The sequence below is a fragment of the Mycobacterium sp. genome (genome assembly GCF_040509115.1).
Lineage (GTDB): Bacteria > Actinomycetota > Actinomycetes > Mycobacteriales > Mycobacteriaceae > Mycobacterium.
On sequence record NZ_JBEVLO010000307.1, the window covers coordinates 1 to 18,154 of the forward strand.

Below are 18,154 nucleotides of genomic sequence, written 5' to 3' on the forward strand. Positions count from 1 at the left end.
GACATCGTCGTCCCTGCCGTCGGCCAACCGGAATTGATCAAGGGTGCATGGATCAAGCCCGCAGCCGTCGTCGTCGACGCCGGCTACAACCCCGGCAACATCGGCGACGTCGAGTACGCTCCTGCGGCCGAAAGAGCCAGGCTCATCACCCCAGTCCCCGGCGGAGTCGGCCCCACGACGATCGCCGTCCTGCTCCGACAAACGGTCCAAGCAGCTGGCCAACGACTACCCGTCATGGGGTCACGAGTTCGACGAACGGCCGAGCGCCGGTGATGACGGGAAGGCATTGACGGCGGATCGGTGAGCGTAGCCAGGTGTCTCGGTCCAGCTGATAGACGTGTTCGGTGTAGTGGCGGCCGTGTTCGGTGATGGCGTGGCGGTCGATGAGGTGGTAGCCCAGCTTGGTGGACACCGAAACGCTGGCATGATTGTCCTCGAGCACCCACGACTTCGCCGATTCTGCGCCGAGATGGGCGAAGGCCAATTCGAGGACGGCTGCGCGAGAACGGGTTCCGAGGCCACTGCGTTGGAACGGGGCGAGTAGCCAAGAGGTCGTCCCCACGATGCGGCGGTGTGGCCATCGATCGAATCCGGACAAGCTCTGCATCCCCACTGGTTGGCCCGAGACGATCACCGCGAGATCGAGTGTCCATCCGGAGCGCTTCGTGAGATCGCGATTCGACCGGGCACGACTGGTCAACTGCTCTGCGATTTCCTCGCGCGTTCGATCGTGAATCCATGTCACGAAGTGGGAGTCCGTCGTTGGGAGTACGGCACCCGGCTCGGCAGCGCGCCGTGTGAGCACTGAAAGTTCGGTGTCCGTTGGACTTTGAAGACAAGCGCCCTCAAGGGCGACGTGAAGAGCGAACTGCGGCCAGATCTGGGCTAGTTGGTCACGTTCCACTAGTCGTGTCCGGTCGAGGTTGAGAGATCTGGGGCGCCAGCGAGCTCCGGGTAGTACTGATCGGAACGGAGACATCGACCTTGACCACACGTCGATCATGACCCATCCGACCTGCGAGCGGAGGACCGACATGCCCTGGACCCGAAATTCAGTCGGCACCAACGGGGTTGTCAGCGGTGAAGTTTGAGCCCGTCGACGATCTTGTCGACGACCTTGCGCTCGGCACGTACCGCCATGCCGATGAGGTCCAGCTCGGCGCGACTTCTCGCCGCCACCTCGGCCCGGTTAGCGTCGTCGTCGCCCGTACCGAACAGCTCCGAGGTGAAGATGGCCGGAGCGACACCGCGGCTCAGCGCCCGATCAAAGGTTCGGTTCAGCCGCGATTGGCTGGCGGCGAACACCATCACTGGTTGGCCGAACATCGGCGCGTACTCGGTTCCGTCGGCATCCGCGTAGGCGAGTCCGATCGACTCTCCGGCGGTCGCCGCGATGCCACTGGCCAAGAAGGCGGTCACGTTGAGCTTCTGCCACGTTTCCAACTCCTCGAACAGGACCACGGCGATCTTGGTGTGATGCAATGGTCGGTTGATGCCCGCAATGGGAGCCATGAGTTCGCTCATATCGATCGAAACTAGCAATCCAACGTACGATGCTGCGGCTCTGCCGAATTTAATTCGACGCGACGGGCCATACTGGAGCGATGGACGAATTGGATTCGGCGATCGTCGCCGCACTGCAGGCAGATGGTCGGCGCAGCAACCGTGACCTCGCAACAGAACTGGGCGTGTCGCCATCGACCACCTTGGAGAGGGTCCGCGCGTTGCGGCAGCGAGGCGTCCTGGGCGGCGTTCACTACGACGTCGATCTCGCCGAGGTCGGGCGCCCCGTGCAGGCCATGATCACCGTGCGACTGCGACCCCAATCGCGCCAAGTAGTCCAAGGCTTTCGCGACTTCGTCCTCGAATTGCCCGAGACGCTGCAGGTATTCGTCACGACGGGCACCGAGGACCTCCTCGTTCACGTCGCCGTGGCCTCGACCGAGGCACTACGCGACTTCGTGCTCGACTCACTGACCAAGCGCCGCGAAGTCGCCGGTGTCCGCACCGAGGTGGTCTTCGATCACCTCCGCAACCACGTCGTGCAGCCTCTGCTGAGTCGGGCGTAGGAGGCTCCAATCGTCGCCACCACGGGATCACCGTCTCGATCGACGACGCGCCAAATCGCATTGCTTCCACATCGAAGCATTACAGTGGTTTGCATGGCCGATTCCCTCCAGCCCACACAGATGCGGACCTACTTCGCCTTGACGGAGGCGGTCAGCTTGTTGCAGTACGCGGTGCGACGACAACTGCAGGCCGAGGGTGACCTGAGCTACGTGCAATTCGAGGTCTTGGCCACACTTGCCACCGCCGAGGGACGGCCACTCACCATGACCGACCTGGCCGACGGTGTGGTCTACAGCCGCAGCGGTCTCACCCACCAGGCGGGTCTCTTGGAGAAGGCCGGCCTGATCACCCGCGAGGCCAGTTCCGATGACCAGCGCGCCACAGTCGTCGCCATCACCGCCGCGGGCCGCGCCCGCGTCGAGAAGGTCCTACCCGGCCACATTCAGGTGGTACGGGACCTGCTGTACGGCTCACTCTCCGATCAGGACGTGCAGACCCTCGGCGATCTCATGACTCGCATCCGCGACCACATGCGTCACCGACCACCCCGCTCAGCTGCGAGACGACACGCCTAATCGCCACGGTTCGACCGCCTGCCAAACCTTGGTGTCGTCAGTGGCCCTTGGTTGCCGTCAGCACTTCCAACACAACGGGTTCGACGAACGATCCACCCGCGTCGATCGCGAGCAATGCGTCAGTGACTTCCTGCTCGAAAGCCGCTCGCCGGTCGCCCAGTAGCCGGTGAAGGGGCAGTGAGGTCGAGTAGAGATAGCCGATGATTCGTTCGATGGTCCAAGCCCGAGTGAACTCGTAGACCCGCCGATGCACGGATCGAAACGGCGAGCGAGCCAGGATCGCCTCGTGGGGCTCGCCGGCGTCGGCCGGGTTCGGGCTGCCGGCCTGCCAGTTGGGCGGCAGGAAGCGATCCTGCATATTCTCGATCGCTTGTTGCCATGCCGTGGTCGGCCGGACGAGGCAGCTGTCGTTGGCGATCACGACGCCGCCTTGGGCGTCGACCATTCCATCGAGGACGGCAAGGACTTCTTCGCGGTCCATCCAGTGGAATGAGCGCCCCATGGTGACCACTCGGAAGCAGCCAAGCTCGCCCGGCAGATCACCCGAACCTCCTTGCACCCAGGTCACATTGGTGACATCGGCCATCCGTGCGCGGCTGGCAGCTTCGGCGAGCATCTCGGGTTCGGGGTCCATGCCGACTGCTGTGGCGACGTGCCCCGCGAGTGGGACGGTCAGCTGGCCGGTGCCGCAGCCGAGGTCGAGGAGTCGCCCGCTGCCGTCGAGGTGGAAGCGAGCGACGAGGTCGGCAAGGAACGCCTCCGGATAGTTGGGCCGGTATCGCGCGTAATGCCAGGCCGTCCCCTCGAAGAGGGTGCGACCGGACCTGCCGAGTGAATCCGTCACGCTCATCTCCTGCTCGTCAGCGTCAGTCGCCACGCCTCCATGGGACAGGGTGCGCTCACTCCATCGATAATCATGTGATGTAGATCACACCCCGCCCTTTTCTGTCGTGGGTCGAAAATCGACGGTCTCGGCAGTAGGTTTACGTAACCGGTAACTTACCGATCTCGTAAACTTACTGAGAGTTGGGTCGACACCATGAAGGCACTGCGTTTCCACGGGAAGAAGGACTTGCGGCTCGAGGACATCCCCGAGCCCGAGATCAAGCCCGGCCATGTCAAGATTCGCGTCGAGTGGTGCGGCATCTGCGGAACAGACCTGCATGAATACCTCGGCGGTCCGATCCTGATCCCCGAGGACGGGCACCCACATCCCCTCACCGGTGAATCACTTCCCGTCACGATGGGCCACGAGTTCACCGGACGCATCGTCGAGATTGCCCCGGACGTAGCAGGATTCGCCGTGGGTGACCCCGTCATCGTCGAGCCGAACATCCGCGACAACACCTGCCACCAATGCACCACCGGGTCCTACAACCTGTGCCCTCAGGGCGGCTTCTACGGACTGTCCGGATGGGGCGGCGGGCTGGCCGAATATGCCGTCATCGACGCGCGCAACGCGTACGTACTGCCACCAACCGTCTCGACCGACGTCGGTGTTCTCATCGACCCGCTCGTCGTGGCATGGCAGGCCATGCTGGACTCCGGATACGCACCAGGACAGACGGCGATCGTCATCGGCGCCGGCCCCATCGGCCTGGCGTTGGTGTTGGTCCTCAAGGCCAGCGGTGCGCGGTGGATCGGCGTGAGTGAGGTATCCGCGGCGAGGAAGGCCCAGGCCGCGGCCTTCGGCGCAGATGAGGTGTTCGATCCGATGACCGACGACGTTCCCGAACGTGTCCGCGAACGCACCCAGGGACTCGGTGCGCACGTGTCCTTCGATTGTTCCGGCCTGGAAAGCACGCTGCGGACGGCGATTGCGAGCGTGCGACCAAAGGGCACCGCCTTCAACGTCGCCATCTGGGAGGGACCCACCACCATCGACATGAACTCGCTCGTCACCGGCGGCAAGAAGCTCGCGTCGACCTTGGGCTTCGCAGGCGTGCATCCCAGCGTGATATCTGCATTGGACGACGGTCGCATCAAGCCGGCCGACATGATCACTGCGAGAATCGCGCTCGAAGACATCGTCGAGGCAGGCTTCGACGAGCTGATCCGCAACAAGGATCAGCACATCAAGATCATCGTCCATCCGTGAACCCAAGGGAGAGCACACAAATGAAGTACGAAGCTGGCCTCCTTGCACGCCGAGCCGCGCAGAGTTACGGCGACGGCATCGCTCTGACATACGACGGTGGTCACATCACTTTCCGTGAGGTCAATACGACCGCCAACCGGTTTGGCTCCGGCCTCACGGTGCTCGGACTCGCGAAGGGTGATCGCGTCGCGGTGCTGTCCTGGAACAGGCCCGAAGTCGTCTATGCATGGCTGGGCTGTGAGAAGTTCGGTCTGGTCCGCGTCGGCATGCACACGCACAACCCCGTGCAGCATCACGCCGACCTGCTGCTACACGTCGGAGCGAAGGCGCTGGTCTTCGACACGGCCTTCGAAGGCGCTGTTTCCGATATCAGGGAGCAGCTCCCTGAATCCACCACGTTCATCGCCCTCGGTGACGAATGTCCCTCTTGGGCAATTCCATTCACCGAAGTGCTCGCTAGTGGTGGCTCCGACGATCCTCGGATCGACGTCGATGAGAATGATCCGTGCTTCATGCAATTGACGTCGGGCACCACCGGCATGTCGAAGCCCTGGGTCAAGTCGTACCGTTCGTGGCTTGCCGTCATCAACCACAACGCCATCCACCTGGACACCTTCGACGACCAGGCGGCCATCGACGAGACCGACGTCAATCTGCACTTTCACCCGCTGCAATGGGCGACCGGATTCCAGACCTTCTATCCGTACTTCATCCGCGGCGCCCGCACCGTGCTGCTATCCGATGCGGAGTTCGACGCCGACGTGGTCGTCGACACCATGGTGAACGAGCGCGTCACGGGCACGTTCGCCCCCGGCCCGCTGTTGGCACCCATCCTCGATGCCATCGAACGCCGCGCGTCAGTCGACTTGTCGATCAAGCGGCTCGTCGTCTTCTTCGGGACCCCGGAGTTGCTGAAACGAACCACCAGGCTGGTCGGCAACGTCTGGGCGCATGCGTTCGGATCGACCGAACAAGGCGCTGCGGCCACCCGGCTGCTGCCCAGTGACGTCACTCCGGATCACCCAGCGCGGCTCGACAGCGTCGGCAGGCCAGCGTCATTCAACTTCGAGGTTGCCGTCGTCGATGGCACCGGACGCCCGCTGGCCAGCGGCCAGGTCGGCGAAATCGTCGTTCGCTCAGCGATGTCGGACGGCTACTACTGGGGCTTTCCCAAGACCACCGCGGACGCCTTCTTCGACAACGACTGGTTTCGTAGCGGCGACGTCGGCCGGCTCGACGAGGACGGCTTCCTGTACTACGGCGACCGGGCCGTCGACACCATCGAAATTGCCGACAGCGTGATCTACCCTCACGTGGTCGAAGCCTCGCTGCTGGCTCATGATTCGGTGTCCAATTGCGGCGTGGTGAAGGTCGAGGAAGGCAACCAAGCCCTGGTCGTTGCCGCGGTGCTGCTCAAGGCCGGCCTGGAGCCCGATCCGGCTATGCGCGACGCATTGCAGGCCATCTCGGCATCAGCCCTCGACGGCCTTGACTGCGGGGTGGACGTCGTCTTCGTCGACGTGTTGCCGACAGTCCTCGGAGGCGCGAAGGTTCAACGCAACGTGCTCCGTGAGTCGCTGCAGGCGCAGCGATGACGTACGGAGCACCAACACGGCAAGCGCTGCACGCGGCGGGTGACCGCCCCCTCTTGCACCACCAGGAAGGATCCTTTTCAGGAGGTGAGATCGACGCAGCGGTCGACGTACTCGCCAGGCGGCTGAGCGCGGTGGTCGATCACGATGGCGTGGTCGGCATCTGGGCCTGGAACTCACCGGAGGTCATCGTGGCGCACCTGGCCGCCGATCGCGCCGGCTTGACTCGAGTGCCGATCGACCCTGAGGCGCCACCGGCAGAGGCACGCGCCATTCTGGACGCGGTCGGTGCCGACTTCGTGTTCGTCGACGAGGAGCATGCCGTCGACGTGGGGCGTCCCTCCCATCCGCTGACTCGCGATGTGTGGACCACCTCGGGAATGGCCTTCGTACCGCCAGAACGCGATGGGACGCACATCGCGGTTCGCATCGTCAGGGGACTCGATGGTGGCGGTGTTCTCAACATCCCACTGACACACGACAACTGGGATGCCCACATGAGGCAATCCATGTCCTTCCTTCGAGGCGGTCTCTACGGGCACACCGTTGGACCCGATTCGGTGTACCTGACCGTGCAACAAGTTCAGTACGGAACCGGGTTGCTCGGCACCTTTCCATTCCTGCGCATGGGGCTGCCGCAAGTCATCTTGAGCAAGTTCGACGCCGCGAAGGTGATCGACGCCGTTGAACGGCATGGTGCGACGACGACCTTCATGGTCCCGGGAATGGTGGCGCGGCTCTGCGACGCGCTTGACGGACACGACATGTCGCGGTGGACACTCAATGTGCTCTACGGCGGGGCCCCGTTCCCGCTGGAAGCCATTCAGCGCGCGGCGGCCGTCCTCGGTCCGCAACGGCTGAGCCAACTGTACGGACGATTCGAGGGAGGGTGGCCGATCACGGTTCTCGACGGCGCTGATCACCAGAGGATCACCGAGGGCGAACACCGGCTGGCTGGAAGCTGCGGTCGGATCGTCCCCGGGATCGAGGTCGACCTGGTTCGTCATGTCGCTGATGACCCGCGGGCCGAGCTGCGCGTCCGGAGCGATTGCACCGCACCACTGTTCACCGATGCCGATGGTTGGTGCGCTCTCGGGGATCTGGCGACGACAGACGAGGAAGGTCACCTGTTCCTGCACGGCCGGCTCGATGGAATGATCAACACTGGGGCCTTTCACGTCTACCCAGCCGAGGTGGCCGCCGCCATCAGCGCTGAGTTTCCCGACGCCGCGTCCGTGGACGTGGTGGGACGACCGGACGAGCAATGGGGCGAAGCAGTGACGGCGATCATGGCGTGGACCGACATCGAACTGGCACCCACTCGCGGTGACTTCCGGCAGAGGATGTCTGCCCGTCTGGCGAAGTACAAGATCCCAATCCGCGTCGAGCATCGCCAGGTGTCCTCGGCCGACCACGGAGGACGGCGATGACGACCGCTCAACCCGATTACGTGGCGCGGCGCCGCCGCAAGGAGGCCACCCGCAGTGCCATCTTGGAAACGGCAGCCGATACCTTCTACCGGGAGGGCATCGCTCCGATCAGCATGGAAGACATCGCTGCAGCCGCCGGAGTGAGCAAACCCACACTCTACAAACACTTCTCGACCAAGCAACTCCTCGTTGCCGAATGCCTGTCCTCCGTTGACGAGAAGCACTTTCAATGGTTCGTCGACCAGCTTGCGCGCGCGACGTCGAACACCGAACCGCCCGCGGTCGCTGTCTTCGACGTCCTGGACAAGTGGATCAATTCGCGCAGCTTCCGCGGATGCACCTTCATCAATGCCTCGGTCCAGGTCGGCAAGACGAACCCTGGCGCCCAACTGGCGGTCTTCACTCACAAGGACCGCACCCGAGTCTGGCTTCGCCAACTCGCCGAGGACTCCGGTGTCCACACGACCTCGTCGCAGGAACTCGCCGACCACCTGATGCTGCTCATGGAGGGTGCCATCATCACGGCGCTCGTCGAAGACGACCACCAAGCGGCCAAGAGCGCCCAGCGCGCCGCGAAGATCCTCCTGAGCGCCGCCAAGTCCACCTAACTCGGACAGCCCAACAGCGACGCATCCGTGTGGTGCGGCGCTGCCCGCTGCCGCGCCATCCCGCAAATCACGCACGCCTTACAGAAAGTCTCCGCCATGAACGAAACGAACAGTCTGGCCATCAGCGTTGCCGTCCTCGCCGGTGTCTCAGTCTGGGTAACCGACCTCCTCGGCATTCCGACGTGGTTGGTCTTCCTGGCCTGGCTGACCTTCTTCTTCTGCGGCCTCGGCAAAACCGGTCTCGTACTACAGCTTTCGAGCAATCTTTGGGGCATCCTCATGGGAGTGATTGCACTGTATGCGATTTCGCGGCTCAGTGGATCGATCATCGTCCCGATGCTCGTGGTCGCCGCTGCCGCCTTCCTGATCGCACAGTCTGCCCGCCTGCGTGTTCTATCGCAGTCGCCGGGCTCATTCGTCGGCTTCGCGATGATTGCCGCCGCGGTTCAAATCACGGAATTGCCAATCGATGACGTCACGATCCATGGACCCGTTGCGGTCGCGCTGGCCGCCGCGGCGCTCGGATCGCTTTTCGGGGTCGCCTCGCAACTGGCCGCTTGGGCCCTCTCGTCGGCAACCGGGGGCCGGAGGAATCAGGAATCCGAGGGCCAACGGCTGCAGCCGGAGGGCTGAGCGGCCGGGCCTTACTCCGTACAAGTGTCGATGACCCGCTGCGCGACGTCGATCAACTTGGTGTTCGTGTCCTGCGACAGCTGACGCAGCATGGCGAATGCCCTCACGTCGTCGATCTTGAATCGCTCCATGATGATGCCCTTGGCCTGGCCGATCCGATCACGCGTCGAGAGCGCTGACTGGAGCTGATCACCCTCGCGACTGGCCAGGATCGCCGCCGCCGCGTGGGCGGCGAGCACCATGCCGGTGGTCTCGGCCTCGCTGTCCCACAGGCCGGGCTCATACCCGAACAGATTGAGCGCACCCGCCGTGCGGTCGGCGGTGTACAGCTTGAACGACAACGCGCTCAGGACGCCGAGCTTGACGACCTCGGGGGCATACTTGGGAAACCGCGGCTCGTTGCGAAAGTCGTCGGTACGCACCACGACCTCATCCAGCGCGGCCTCCACACAGGGCCCCTCGCCGTAGCGCATCTGCAACTCGTCGAGTTTGAACATCAGATCCGACGTGGGCGCGAGAGTCTCGAAACTGTTGGCCTTGCCGACCAGGAGGACACCCGCGACGTCGACGCCCGGGATCAACTCCTTGGCAGTTGCGGTGACGTCGGCGAGCACGTCGTCGACCTTCCGCAACGCGATGACCCGCGCGAGCTCCGCCATCCGGAGCGCGAGGTCGTAGCTCTGCACCTTCATCCCTGCAATATTGCTCTCTCCATAGGTCGAAGCAACGTTTGTGCCCCGGATATCAGGGAAATGCTCGCACACAGGTGCTCTTGGTGGTCGACACCCGAGAGCGCTCAGGCCTCACCGGTTCAGACTCGAGCCGGCGGGGCCGCTTTTACAATACCCACTTGGTGACTCTGCTAGTTGTAGTACGGTCCGGTCATGGGCAGCTCGAACGTATGGATCCTCGGGGGCTACCAGACCGACTTCGCCCGAAACCTCACCCGCGAGGGCCACGACTTCGCCGCGCTGACCGCCGAAGTCACCAACTCCACGCTCCAGGCGGCCAGGATCGACGCCACCGACGTCGGCGTCGTCCACGTCGGCAACGCGTTCGGTGAGATGTTCGCCGCTCAGGGGCACCTCGGAGCCATGCCCGCCACCGTGGTCGACGGCCTCTGGGACACCCCGTCGTCGCGTCACGAAGCGGCCTGCGCCTCAGGCAGCATCGCAGTGCTCGCGGCCATCGCCGACCTCCGGTCGGGGGCCTACGACACCGCGCTCGTGATCGGCGTCGAGCTCGAGAAGACCGTTCCGGGCGACACCGCAGCCCAACACCTCGGCGCAGCGGCATGGATCGGCCACGAAGGCGAAGGAGCGAAGTACATGTGGCCGTCGATGTTCTCCCGGGTGGCCGACGAATACGACCGTCGCTACGGGCTCGACGAAAGCCACCTGCGCGCGATCGCCTCGGTGAACTTCGCCAACGCCCGTCGTAACCCGAACGCCCAGACCCGCGAGTGGACGGTGCCGACCCTGACGACTCCCGACCCCGGCGACGACGAGGTCAACCCCATCGTCGAGGGCCGTCTCCGCCGCTTCGACTGCAGCCAGATGACCGACGGTGGCGCCGGAGTCGTCCTCGTCACCGACGACTACCTGCGCGACCATCCCGACGTGAAGCCACTGGCCCGCATCGAGGGCTGGGGTCACCGCACCGTCGGACTCGGCATGCGGCAGAAGCTCGACCGCTCGGCGGACGGACCATACGTCATGCCGCACGTCCGCGGGGCGGTCATGGATGCGTTCGACCGCGCCCATGTCACGCTCGACGACCTCGACGGCATCGAGGTCCACGACTGCTTCACCCCCAGCGAGTACCTCGCCATCGACCACATCGGGCTCACGGGACCCGGCGAATCCTGGAAGGCCATCGAGAACGGGGAGATCGAGATCGGAGGGCGGCTCCCGATCAACCCCAGCGGCGGCCTGATCGGCGGCGGCCATCCCGTCGGCGCATCCGGGGTGAGAATGCTGGTCGACGCCGCCAAACAGGTCAGCGGCACCGCAGGGGACTACCAGGTCGACGGCGCCACCACATTCGGCACGCTCAACTTCGGCGGCAGCACGGCCACCACGGTCAGCTTCGTCATCAGCCACGAGTTCGGCAAGGAGTAAGCGATGGACGTAGAAGTCGTCGGCAAGTACCTCTCGACTCTGCCCGAGGACGACGACCACCCCTACCGCACGGGCCCATGGCGGCCGCAGAACACCGAGTGGGACGCCGACGACCTGACCGTCGTCGAAGGCCAGATTCCCACCGACCTCGACGGCGTCTACCTGCGCAACACCGAGAACCCGCTGCACCCGGCGCTCAAGGCCTACCACCCATTCGACGGCGACGGCATGCTGCACCTCGTCGGCTTCCGTGATGGAAAGGCGTTCTACCGCAACAGGTTCGTCCGCACCGACGGGTTCCTCGAAGAGGGTGAAGCAGGCGGACCGCTATGGCCGGGCCTTGCCGAACCGGTCAGCCTCGCCAAACGCGATTACGGTTGGGGCGCAAGGACGTTGATGAAGGATGCGTCCAGCACCGACGTCATAGTGCACCGCGGCACCGCACTCACCAGCTTCTACCAGTGTGGCGACCTGTACCGCGTTGATCCCCTCTCCGGCGACAGCCTCGGCAAGCAGGACTGGAACGGAGCATTCCCGTTCGAGTGGGGAGTCTCGGCACACCCCAAGGTCGACGACAGAACCGGCGAGTTGCTGTTCTTCAACTACGGCAAGCAGGACCCCTTCATGCACTACGGCGTCGTCGACGCCGACAACACCCTGGTGCACTACGTCGACGTGCCGCTGCCCGGACCACGACTGCCACACGACATGGCGTTCACCGAGAACTACGCGATTCTCAACGACTTTCCGCTGTTCTGGGAGCCCGAATACCTGGAGCGCAATGCCCATGTGGCCCGCTTCCACCGTGACATGCCGTCCCGGTTCGCCGTCATCCCGCGACGCGGTCAGTCGTCACAGATTCAGTGGTTCGAGGCCGACCCCACCTACGTCCTGCACTTCACCAACGCCTACGAGGACGGCGATGAGATCGTGCTCGACGGCTTCTATCAAGGTGACCCGGAACCTTCCGACAACGGGCTCGGTGACAAGTGGCAGCGTGCCTTCCGCTTCCTGGCCCTGGACCGCATGCAGGCCCGGCTGCACCGCTGGCGGTTCAACCTCGTCACCGGCGGCGTCCGCGAGGAGCAGTTGTCCGACAGCATCACCGAATTCGGGATGATCAACCCACGCCATGCAGGTAGCCCCTACCGCTACACGTATGCGGCGACCGGCAAGCCGGGCTGGTTCCTGTTCGACGGCCTCGTCAAGCACGACCTGCACACCGGCCGGGAGGAGCGGTTCGCCTTCCCCGACGGCGTCTACGGCAGCGAGACTGCGATGGCGCCTCGGTCCACTGTCCCCGCCGGGGGTGCTCCGGGAGTCGGCAGCGCCGGCGAGGACGACGGCTATCTGGTCACCATCACCACCGACATGGTGGCCGACGCGTCGTACTGCCTGATATTCGACGCAGCCAGGGTGGGGGACGGTCCCGTATGCAAACTGGCTCTGCCAGAACGGGTTTCCAGTGGCACCCATTCGACGTGGGCACCCGGTTCGGAATTGCGGCGGTGGCGCGAGACCGACGGCGCCGCCGAGGCGATCGGTCTGTAGTTGCACGACCAACCGACCGAGCTGCCGATGGGCGGCACCAATGCCGTCGGCCACATGCTTGGCGTCCTCGGCGACGAGTGGACCCTGCTGCTCGTCCAACAGTCGATTGCAGGCGCCACCCGATACGGGCAATTCGCTGCGCGCCTGCCCATCTCGAACGCTGTCCTCACCAAGAGACTGCAAGCCATGACCAGAGACGGTCTCCTGATCCGAGAGACCTACCAGGACAAGCCTGCCCGGTCCCAATACCTGACCGCTCCACGTGGCCGGTCGCTGTGGCCCGTGCTGACCTCGATCTGGGAATGGGAGCGGCACTGGGTACCCGAACACGCCGCAGCGCTGCCTGCGATGCATCACGCGGCCTGCGGCGCGAACTTCACCCCCCGGCTGTTGTGCAGACATTGCGGCGAGGCCGTCACCGAGAAGGACCTCGCCCCTCGATGGGGTCCCAGCGGTTCCTGGCCGCGGTCGGTGCCGTTCGAGCCGACGCGTGGATCCACCAGACGCCGACCGGTCTCCCGCCCCGCCCGCACCACGTTGTTTCCGCAGACCATGAGCATCCTCGGCAATCGGTGGGCCTTTGCGCTGCTGGTGGCATCCTTCGTCGGCACCAGCCGATTCACCGACTTTCAGGACCAACTCGGCGCCCCACCCGGCTCCCTGACCGACCGATTGCAGATCTTCACGGCCAACGGCGTGCTGGCCTCGACGGGTGGCCGCTACCTGCTCACCGAGAAGGGGCACGCGGTCTTTCCGATCCTGATCACCGCACTGCAATGGGCGCAACGCTGGTTCCACGCACCGGAGGGACCCGCCGTCATACTCGTACACACCAGCTGCGGTCACACCCTCGACGCGGTGCTGGCCTGCGACCAATGCACCAAGCCGCTCCGAGGCGCCCAGGTAGAGGAGAAGTAGGAATGACCACACTCGACAACCGACCCAACACCGCGCTCCTCGTCGTCGACGTGCAGAACGGCGTCGTCGGGGAGGCCCACGACCGAGACGCCGTCGTCGGGAAGATCGGCGACCTCGTCGAAAGGGCACGGACGGAAGGGATTCCCGTCGTATGGGTGCAACACGCCGACGATGGTCTCGTCGAGGGAACCCAGGACTGGCAGATCGTCGCCGACCTGCACCCCGGCGAAGCCGAGCCGCTCGTCGCCAAGAACCACGGCGACTCCTTCGAGGGCACCACGCTGGAAGCCGAGCTCGCAGGCCTCGGTGTCGGTCGGTTGATCGTCACCGGAGCGGAGTCGGACGCATGCGTCCGCTCCACCATCCACGGTGGATTCACCCGTGGTTATGACGTGACGCTCGTCGGGGATGCCCACACGACGGGCGACAAGACGGCATGGGGCGCGCCGCCGCCGGCCGCGGTGATCGCGCACACCAATCTCTACTGGAGCTACCAGACGGCACCGGGACGGACGGCCGAGACCGTCGACGCCGCGAGCGTCGACTTCGCCTAGCCGCTCAGCGGTCCAGCCGGAACCGCAGGTTGTTGCGGACCGACGGCCATTCGTGGTCGAGGATCGAGTAGACCACGGTGTCGCGGCGGGAACCGTCCTGTCGAATCTGGTGGCTGCGCAGGATCCCGTCCCGCTTGGCGCCCAGCCGTTCGATCGCCGCCTGACTGGTGGAATTGAAGAAATCGGTACGGAATTCCACTGCCACACAATCCCATTCGTCGAAGGCATGGCTCAACATCAATAGTTTGCACTCAGTGTTGACGCCGGTGCGCCGGACGGCCCGGACGTACCAGGTGTAGCCGATCTCCAGGCGCCGGTTCGACGGGTCGGCGTGGCAGAAGCTGGAGGATCCAATGACGCGGCCGTCCTTGTCACGCACGACCATCGTCAAGCCCGTGTCCGGATGCTGGACCGCCAATCGGCCGTCCACCCACTCCTGGGCGGTCCGCGGCGTCGGTGCGCTGGTGAACCAGAGTTCCGTGACGTCGGCGGAGGCCTCGGCGATCTCCGAGTAATGCGCGGCCGTCAACGGCTCGAGGGACACCCACCGGTCTCCCGTCAGCGCCACCGGCTCCAGAAGTGCCGTCATCGTTTCCTTCCTCCCTTGGCCGACCACGCCACCACCATCGCGACCACCGACAGAAGGACCGCGACCAGAACCGCGACCGCCGCCGTGTAGTACCCGTAGCCCGCCGAGATCGGGTCCGCGACGTAAAGCCGGTAGTACCACGCCACCAACACCGCCAATAGCGCCGAAATACCCAGTGCCGCAGTCGAAGCGATCTTCGGGTGCAGGCTACGTGCCGCCATCGCGGCCGCGACGATCAACATCGAACTCAGCAGAACGATGAGCTGTCCGACCCCGAAGTCCGGCGGGGGTCTGTCGATCGCGCCGTGTGCGCCACCGATCGCGGTCGCCCGACCGCCGCCGCCCGCGCTGGTCACCAACCATGGCAGCCACGCGCTGACCAGGAGCACCGTCGAGCACAGCACGACGAGCCATCCAGGGCGCAGGCGGGCCATGCGTCGAGACTATCGGGTCCGATGCTCGCCCCGACGTAGGCTTGACCCATGACGGAGCTCCCGAACTGGGCTCGGACCCTCGACCTGTCGCCGCATCCCGAGGGCGGTTGGTACCGAGAGACCTGGCGAAGCGCGCTGACCGTGGGCCCGTCGTCGCTGCCACCCGACTACGCAGGCCCGCGCAGCGCAGGCACCGCGATCCTGTTCCTGCTCATGCCCGGTCAGCAGTCCGCGTGGCACACCGTGCGCAGTGCGGAGCTGTGGCTGTACCACCGCGGCAGCCCGCTGCTGCTGGAGGTCGGGCGGCCCGGCTGGGGTGGGCCAGCGTCTGGTGCCGAACAGACCAGTGCCACAACTCATCTCATCGGCAGCGACATCGCGGCAGGTGAGCAGCCGCAGTTCGTCGTCCCGCCGGGGCAGTGGCAACGGGCCACCCCCCGCGACGACGAACCCACGCTGGTGAGCTGCATCGTCGTCCCCGGCTTCGACTTCGCGGACTTCGCGCTCGCCGCCCCTACCGACTGAGCAGCCGCAACGCTGCCGCCACCAACGCGGCGTTGTCGGGGGTGACCGTGCCGTCGGGCAGTTTCAAGGTGTCCTCCATGCCGATGCGGGTCTGAACGCCGCACACCCCCGCGTGTTCCAGCAGCGGCCAACAACTTTCGTCGAGCCCGTGCAGCAGGACCGGCGCGGGGGAACCGGCGGCGTTGACCTTGGCGAGCAGGTCGTCGGCGACGGCGACGTCCTCGTGGCCCTGCAGTTCGATCATCACGCGCATGCAGTGTTGGGCCATCGGCGATGCCGCCCACGACGCGGCCGCCTCCGCATGGAAGATCCCGACCTCGACGCCGAGCCCCTTGCCGAGCAGCACCTCGGCGAGCTCCGGCGACCCGGGTTCGTGCCAGTTCAACGACGCGAAGTCGGGCAGCACCGTCCAACCCTCGACCGCCTTGCGCCTGGCCTCAGGATCGGGCAGCGCCCAGAAACCCGTCGTCACGCCGAGCGGAAGCCCCGGCGCCGCCTCGCGCACCGCGGCCACGGCCGCCGCGACGACGTCCGGCTCCAGGGAGTCCTTACCGTCGGAACCCTTCGGGTGCATGTGGACCGCCTTGGCCCCCGCCTCGTGCGCGGAAACAGCCGCGGCCGCGAGCTGTGCCGGCGTGACTGGCAGGTCGGGATGCTGGTCGGGGGTGCGGGCGCCGTTGATGCACGCCTTGACGTAGATGGGCATGCGTCCATCTTCACCCCTCGGGCCACGAGTTTCCGAAGTAGCGTGCTCGCATGGAGGGGCACATCATCGTTTGCGGCGACGATCCGCTGGGACGTCGGATCATCGAGCAGCTGCGGGCCGCGGGGCGAGAGATCACAGTCATCGACTCGTCCGACGGGCTACTCGACGCGGAGATCGCCAGCGCCGCGGCTCTGATCTGCGCCGATGACGACGACGCCCTCAACCTCGAAATAGCACTCCTGGCACGGCAATTCAACCCGAACGTGCGCGTCGTCGCCCGGCTGGCCAACAGCGTCCTTCGCGAGGCCGTCGCCATCGGGAACGGTCCTGGCGCCATCCTGGACGTCGCCGATCTGGCAGCGCCTTCGGTGGTCGAGGCCTGCCTGTCGCGAACCACGCACTCGATCAGCGTCGCAGGGACCGAGTTCGTCATCTCCGGCACGGACACACCCCGCGGGGCCACCCTGCGTGACGTCTTCGGCGACCTCGCCCCGGTCGCCGTCGTCCGCGGGGAGAACTCCCAGGAGCCGGGCGTCGTGGTGCCGTGCCCCGGCCGCGACGAGCGCGTCCACCCCGGTGACTGGACCGCGATGATCGGGACGGCCGAGGAGCTGGCCGCCCAGGGCATTGCCGTGGCAGCCCCCGTGGCGGCCAGGGTGGACGTTCGCCGGAAGCCGGTCAAGCGGATCCTCGATGCGGGGCGTTCGTTCCGAGAAGACGTGAATCCGAACTTCTTCAAGGCGTTGGCGGCGTCGATGACCCTGCTGATCGGCGCCACCGTGCTACTGCGCTTCGCCTACGACATGCCGGGCATGAGCTTCATCGACGCGCTGTACTTCTCCACCGAGACCATCGCCACCGTCGGATACGGCGACTTCAGCTTCGTCGACCAGCCGACGTGGCTGCGGTTGTTCGGCATCGTGTTGATGTTCGCCGGCGTCACCACCACCGCGGTGCTGATGGCGTTCGTCGCCGACCTCCTGCTGTCCCGGCGCATCGTGCAGAACGCAGGCAAGCGCAAGGTCCGCGAGCTGACCGACCACATCGTCGTCGTCGGCCTCGGCTCGTTCGGCATCCGCGTGGTGGCCGACCTGAAGGCCGCAGGGCATGACGTGGTGGTCATCGAACGCAGCCCGACGAACCGCTACCTGTCCTCCGCCGCCCAGCTCGACGTGCCGGTGATCTTCGGTGACGCGACGCTGCCCCAAACGCTGGACTTGGCCCGCATCGACGACGCGGTCGCGGTCGCGGTCCTCACGCAGGACGACATGGTCAACATCGAGACCGGCATCGTGCTGCGCGAGCGCCTCGGTGCGCGCTGGATGCGGTCGGAGGACAAGGCGGGCGTACCGGTGGTGCTGCGTGTCTACGACCGCATGCTTGGGGCTGCGGTCGCCCAGCGCTTCGGCTTCGAGAACGTGCGATCCACCGTCGAACTCGCGGCGCCGTGGTTCGTCGGCACGGCCATGGGACTGCAAGTGCTCGGCACCTTCTCGGTCGGGCAGCAGTCGTTCATGGTCGGCGGTGTCGAAGTCGAGCCGGGCAGCGAGCTCGACGGCCTACGGATGGCCGAGATCTCCACCCAGACCCGGGTGATCGCCATCGTCCACGGTCCCGGCGACGTGCAGTTGCATCCCCGCAGGGACAACTTGCTGGTAGCAGGCGACACCGCCTACCTGGTGGGTCCGCACCGCGAGTTGTTGGAGACCCTGCACAAGGGTCAGCGTGCCGTGAGCCAGGCCTAGACCGCA

General features: G+C 65.5%; 20 protein-coding genes and 1 pseudogene. 14 read left to right on the forward strand and 7 right to left on the reverse strand.

Annotation, left to right across the window (positions count from 1 at the left end):
* A pseudogene (locus tag ABW137_RS21340) lies at positions 1 to 273 on the forward strand (bifunctional 5,10-methylene-tetrahydrofolate dehydrogenase/5,10-methylene-tetrahydrofolate cyclohydrolase); the annotation flags it as partial.
* Here the strand turns inward: ABW137_RS21340 and ABW137_RS21345 are convergent.
* Together ABW137_RS21345 and ABW137_RS21350 are read right to left on the reverse strand one after the other, a co-directional pair.
* Entirely contained in the window at positions 233 to 1,036 is an 804-nt protein-coding gene (locus ABW137_RS21345; protein ID WP_526403463.1) for a GNAT family N-acetyltransferase, read from the reverse strand. The pseudogene ABW137_RS21340 and the gene ABW137_RS21345 overlap by 41 nt on opposite strands.
* Before the next feature lie 38 nt (positions 1,037 to 1,074).
* Entirely contained in the window at positions 1,075 to 1,524 is a 450-nt protein-coding gene (locus tag ABW137_RS21350; protein ID WP_526403437.1) for a PTH2-like family protein, read from the reverse strand.
* Positions 1,525 to 1,604: 80 nt separating this feature from the next.
* Between ABW137_RS21350 and ABW137_RS21355 the strand changes: the two genes are divergently transcribed.
* Together ABW137_RS21355 and ABW137_RS21360 are read left to right on the forward strand one after the other, a co-directional pair.
* Positions 1,605 to 2,069 carry an Lrp/AsnC family transcriptional regulator gene (locus ABW137_RS21355; RefSeq protein WP_526403438.1) on the forward strand — a complete coding sequence of 155 codons (465 nt, stop codon included), beginning with the start codon at positions 1,605 to 1,607 and terminating at the stop codon, positions 2,067 to 2,069.
* A 93-nt stretch (positions 2,070 to 2,162) separates the two neighbouring features.
* Positions 2,163 to 2,645, forward strand: coding sequence for a MarR family winged helix-turn-helix transcriptional regulator (locus ABW137_RS21360; protein ID WP_526403439.1), 483 nt, complete (start codon positions 2,163 to 2,165; stop codon positions 2,643 to 2,645).
* A gap of 37 nt (positions 2,646 to 2,682) precedes the next feature.
* Here ABW137_RS21360 and ABW137_RS21365 read toward each other — a convergent pair whose 3' ends face one another.
* The gene (locus ABW137_RS21365; RefSeq protein WP_526403440.1) at positions 2,683 to 3,522 is read right to left on the reverse strand and encodes a class I SAM-dependent methyltransferase; all 840 of its coding nucleotides are present in this window, start codon (positions 3,520 to 3,522) and stop codon (positions 2,683 to 2,685) included.
* A gap of 162 nt (positions 3,523 to 3,684) precedes the next feature.
* On the opposite strand from ABW137_RS21365, the gene ABW137_RS21370 reads away from it, so the two are divergent.
* The 5 genes from ABW137_RS21370 to ABW137_RS21390 all read left to right on the forward strand — a co-directional run bounded on the left by ABW137_RS21370 (position 3,685) and on the right by ABW137_RS21390 (position 9,006).
* On the forward strand, positions 3,685 to 4,743 hold the full coding sequence (locus ABW137_RS21370) for a 2,3-butanediol dehydrogenase (RefSeq protein ID WP_526403441.1): 1,059 nt from the start codon (positions 3,685 to 3,687) through the stop codon (positions 4,741 to 4,743).
* A 20-nt stretch (positions 4,744 to 4,763) separates the two neighbouring features.
* The gene (locus ABW137_RS21375) at positions 4,764 to 6,338 is read left to right on the forward strand and encodes a class I adenylate-forming enzyme family protein (RefSeq protein ID WP_526403442.1); all 1,575 of its coding nucleotides are present in this window, start codon (positions 4,764 to 4,766) and stop codon (positions 6,336 to 6,338) included.
* A complete protein-coding gene (locus ABW137_RS21380) occupies positions 6,335 to 7,765 on the forward strand; it encodes a class I adenylate-forming enzyme family protein (RefSeq protein ID WP_526403443.1) in 1,431 nt (476 codons plus the stop codon). Before ABW137_RS21375 ends, ABW137_RS21380 begins: the two co-directional genes overlap by 4 nt.
* Entirely contained in the window at positions 7,762 to 8,373 is a 612-nt protein-coding gene (locus ABW137_RS21385; RefSeq protein WP_526403444.1) for a TetR/AcrR family transcriptional regulator, read from the forward strand. The genes ABW137_RS21380 and ABW137_RS21385 overlap by 4 nt, the downstream gene beginning before the upstream one ends.
* A 96-nt stretch (positions 8,374 to 8,469) precedes the next feature.
* Positions 8,470 to 9,006, forward strand: a complete 537-nt coding sequence (locus ABW137_RS21390) for a DUF1097 family protein (RefSeq protein ID WP_526403445.1) — start codon at positions 8,470 to 8,472, stop codon at positions 9,004 to 9,006.
* Positions 9,007 to 9,017: 11 nt separating this feature from the next.
* Here ABW137_RS21390 and ABW137_RS21395 read toward each other — a convergent pair whose 3' ends face one another.
* Positions 9,018 to 9,698 carry an ANTAR domain-containing protein gene (locus ABW137_RS21395; protein WP_526403446.1) on the reverse strand — a complete coding sequence of 227 codons (681 nt, stop codon included), beginning with the start codon at positions 9,696 to 9,698 and terminating at the stop codon, positions 9,018 to 9,020.
* 192 nt (positions 9,699 to 9,890) lie between these two features.
* Between ABW137_RS21395 and ABW137_RS21400 the strand changes: the two genes are divergently transcribed.
* From ABW137_RS21400 to ABW137_RS21415, 4 genes are read left to right on the forward strand one after another with little or no spacing between them, the layout of a single operon-like run.
* The gene (locus tag ABW137_RS21400; protein WP_526403447.1) at positions 9,891 to 11,126 is read left to right on the forward strand and encodes an acetyl-CoA acetyltransferase; all 1,236 of its coding nucleotides are present in this window, start codon (positions 9,891 to 9,893) and stop codon (positions 11,124 to 11,126) included.
* A gap of 3 nt (positions 11,127 to 11,129) precedes the next feature.
* Entirely contained in the window at positions 11,130 to 12,677 is a 1,548-nt protein-coding gene (locus ABW137_RS21405; protein WP_526403448.1) for a carotenoid oxygenase family protein, read from the forward strand.
* 27 nt (positions 12,678 to 12,704) lie between these two features.
* On the forward strand, positions 12,705 to 13,595 hold the full coding sequence (locus ABW137_RS21410; RefSeq protein ID WP_526403464.1) for a winged helix-turn-helix transcriptional regulator: 891 nt from the start codon (positions 12,705 to 12,707) through the stop codon (positions 13,593 to 13,595).
* A gap of 2 nt (positions 13,596 to 13,597) precedes the next feature.
* Positions 13,598 to 14,149 carry an isochorismatase family protein gene (locus ABW137_RS21415; protein ID WP_526403449.1) on the forward strand — a complete coding sequence of 184 codons (552 nt, stop codon included), beginning with the start codon at positions 13,598 to 13,600 and terminating at the stop codon, positions 14,147 to 14,149.
* A 4-nt stretch (positions 14,150 to 14,153) separates the two neighbouring features.
* On the opposite strand, the gene ABW137_RS21420 is transcribed toward ABW137_RS21415, so the two are convergent.
* Both ABW137_RS21420 and ABW137_RS21425 read right to left on the reverse strand, forming a co-directional pair.
* The gene (locus tag ABW137_RS21420) at positions 14,154 to 14,738 is read right to left on the reverse strand and encodes a GNAT family N-acetyltransferase (protein ID WP_526403450.1); all 585 of its coding nucleotides are present in this window, start codon (positions 14,736 to 14,738) and stop codon (positions 14,154 to 14,156) included.
* Complete coding sequence (locus ABW137_RS21425; RefSeq protein ID WP_526403451.1) at positions 14,735 to 15,172, reverse strand: hypothetical protein; 438 nt, start codon at positions 15,170 to 15,172, stop codon at positions 14,735 to 14,737. The genes ABW137_RS21420 and ABW137_RS21425 overlap by 4 nt, the downstream gene beginning before the upstream one ends.
* Before the next feature lie 48 nt (positions 15,173 to 15,220).
* Here ABW137_RS21425 and ABW137_RS21430 point away from each other — a divergent pair, with 48 nt between their 5' ends.
* Positions 15,221 to 15,697, forward strand: coding sequence for a cupin domain-containing protein (locus ABW137_RS21430; RefSeq protein WP_526403452.1), 477 nt, complete (start codon positions 15,221 to 15,223; stop codon positions 15,695 to 15,697).
* Here ABW137_RS21430 and ABW137_RS21435 read toward each other — a convergent pair.
* Positions 15,687 to 16,403 (reverse strand): 3-keto-5-aminohexanoate cleavage protein, encoded by a 717-nt coding sequence (locus ABW137_RS21435; RefSeq protein ID WP_526403453.1) that lies wholly within the window; start codon positions 16,401 to 16,403, stop codon positions 15,687 to 15,689. The two genes, ABW137_RS21430 and ABW137_RS21435, sit on opposite strands and share 11 nt — an antisense overlap.
* Positions 16,404 to 16,453: 50 nt before the next feature.
* Between ABW137_RS21435 and ABW137_RS21440 the strand changes: the two genes are divergently transcribed.
* Entirely contained in the window at positions 16,454 to 18,148 is a 1,695-nt protein-coding gene (locus ABW137_RS21440; protein WP_526403454.1) for an NAD-binding protein, read from the forward strand.
* Positions 18,149 to 18,154 lie beyond the last annotated feature (6 nt).

Excerpts from the sequence above, each read along its gene's own strand:
- ABW137_RS21345 (WP_526403463.1), bottom strand. The coding sequence starts at position 1,036 with ATGTCGGTCCTCCGCTCGCAGGTCGGATGGGTCATGATCGACGTGTGG.
- ABW137_RS21350 (WP_526403437.1), bottom strand. The coding sequence starts at position 1,524 with ATGAGCGAACTCATGGCTCCCATTGCGGGCATCAACCGACCATTGCAT.
- ABW137_RS21355 (WP_526403438.1), top strand. The coding sequence starts at position 1,605 with ATGGACGAATTGGATTCGGCGATCGTCGCCGCACTGCAGGCAGATGGT.
- ABW137_RS21360 (WP_526403439.1), top strand. The coding sequence starts at position 2,163 with ATGGCCGATTCCCTCCAGCCCACACAGATGCGGACCTACTTCGCCTTG.
- ABW137_RS21370 (WP_526403441.1), top strand. The coding sequence starts at position 3,685 with ATGAAGGCACTGCGTTTCCACGGGAAGAAGGACTTGCGGCTCGAGGAC.
- ABW137_RS21375 (WP_526403442.1), top strand. The coding sequence starts at position 4,764 with ATGAAGTACGAAGCTGGCCTCCTTGCACGCCGAGCCGCGCAGAGTTAC.
- ABW137_RS21380 (WP_526403443.1), top strand. The coding sequence starts at position 6,335 with ATGACGTACGGAGCACCAACACGGCAAGCGCTGCACGCGGCGGGTGAC.
- ABW137_RS21385 (WP_526403444.1), top strand. The coding sequence starts at position 7,762 with ATGACGACCGCTCAACCCGATTACGTGGCGCGGCGCCGCCGCAAGGAG.
- ABW137_RS21390 (WP_526403445.1), top strand. The coding sequence starts at position 8,470 with ATGAACGAAACGAACAGTCTGGCCATCAGCGTTGCCGTCCTCGCCGGT.
- ABW137_RS21395 (WP_526403446.1), bottom strand. The coding sequence starts at position 9,698 with ATGAAGGTGCAGAGCTACGACCTCGCGCTCCGGATGGCGGAGCTCGCG.
- ABW137_RS21400 (WP_526403447.1), top strand. The coding sequence starts at position 9,891 with ATGGGCAGCTCGAACGTATGGATCCTCGGGGGCTACCAGACCGACTTC.
- ABW137_RS21405 (WP_526403448.1), top strand. The coding sequence starts at position 11,130 with ATGGACGTAGAAGTCGTCGGCAAGTACCTCTCGACTCTGCCCGAGGAC.
- ABW137_RS21410 (WP_526403464.1), top strand. The coding sequence starts at position 12,705 with ATGGGCGGCACCAATGCCGTCGGCCACATGCTTGGCGTCCTCGGCGAC.
- ABW137_RS21415 (WP_526403449.1), top strand. The coding sequence starts at position 13,598 with ATGACCACACTCGACAACCGACCCAACACCGCGCTCCTCGTCGTCGAC.
- ABW137_RS21420 (WP_526403450.1), bottom strand. The coding sequence starts at position 14,738 with ATGACGGCACTTCTGGAGCCGGTGGCGCTGACGGGAGACCGGTGGGTG.
- ABW137_RS21425 (WP_526403451.1), bottom strand. The coding sequence starts at position 15,172 with ATGGCCCGCCTGCGCCCTGGATGGCTCGTCGTGCTGTGCTCGACGGTG.
- ABW137_RS21430 (WP_526403452.1), top strand. The coding sequence starts at position 15,221 with ATGACGGAGCTCCCGAACTGGGCTCGGACCCTCGACCTGTCGCCGCAT.
- ABW137_RS21435 (WP_526403453.1), bottom strand. The coding sequence starts at position 16,403 with ATGCCCATCTACGTCAAGGCGTGCATCAACGGCGCCCGCACCCCCGAC.
- ABW137_RS21440 (WP_526403454.1), top strand. The coding sequence starts at position 16,454 with ATGGAGGGGCACATCATCGTTTGCGGCGACGATCCGCTGGGACGTCGG.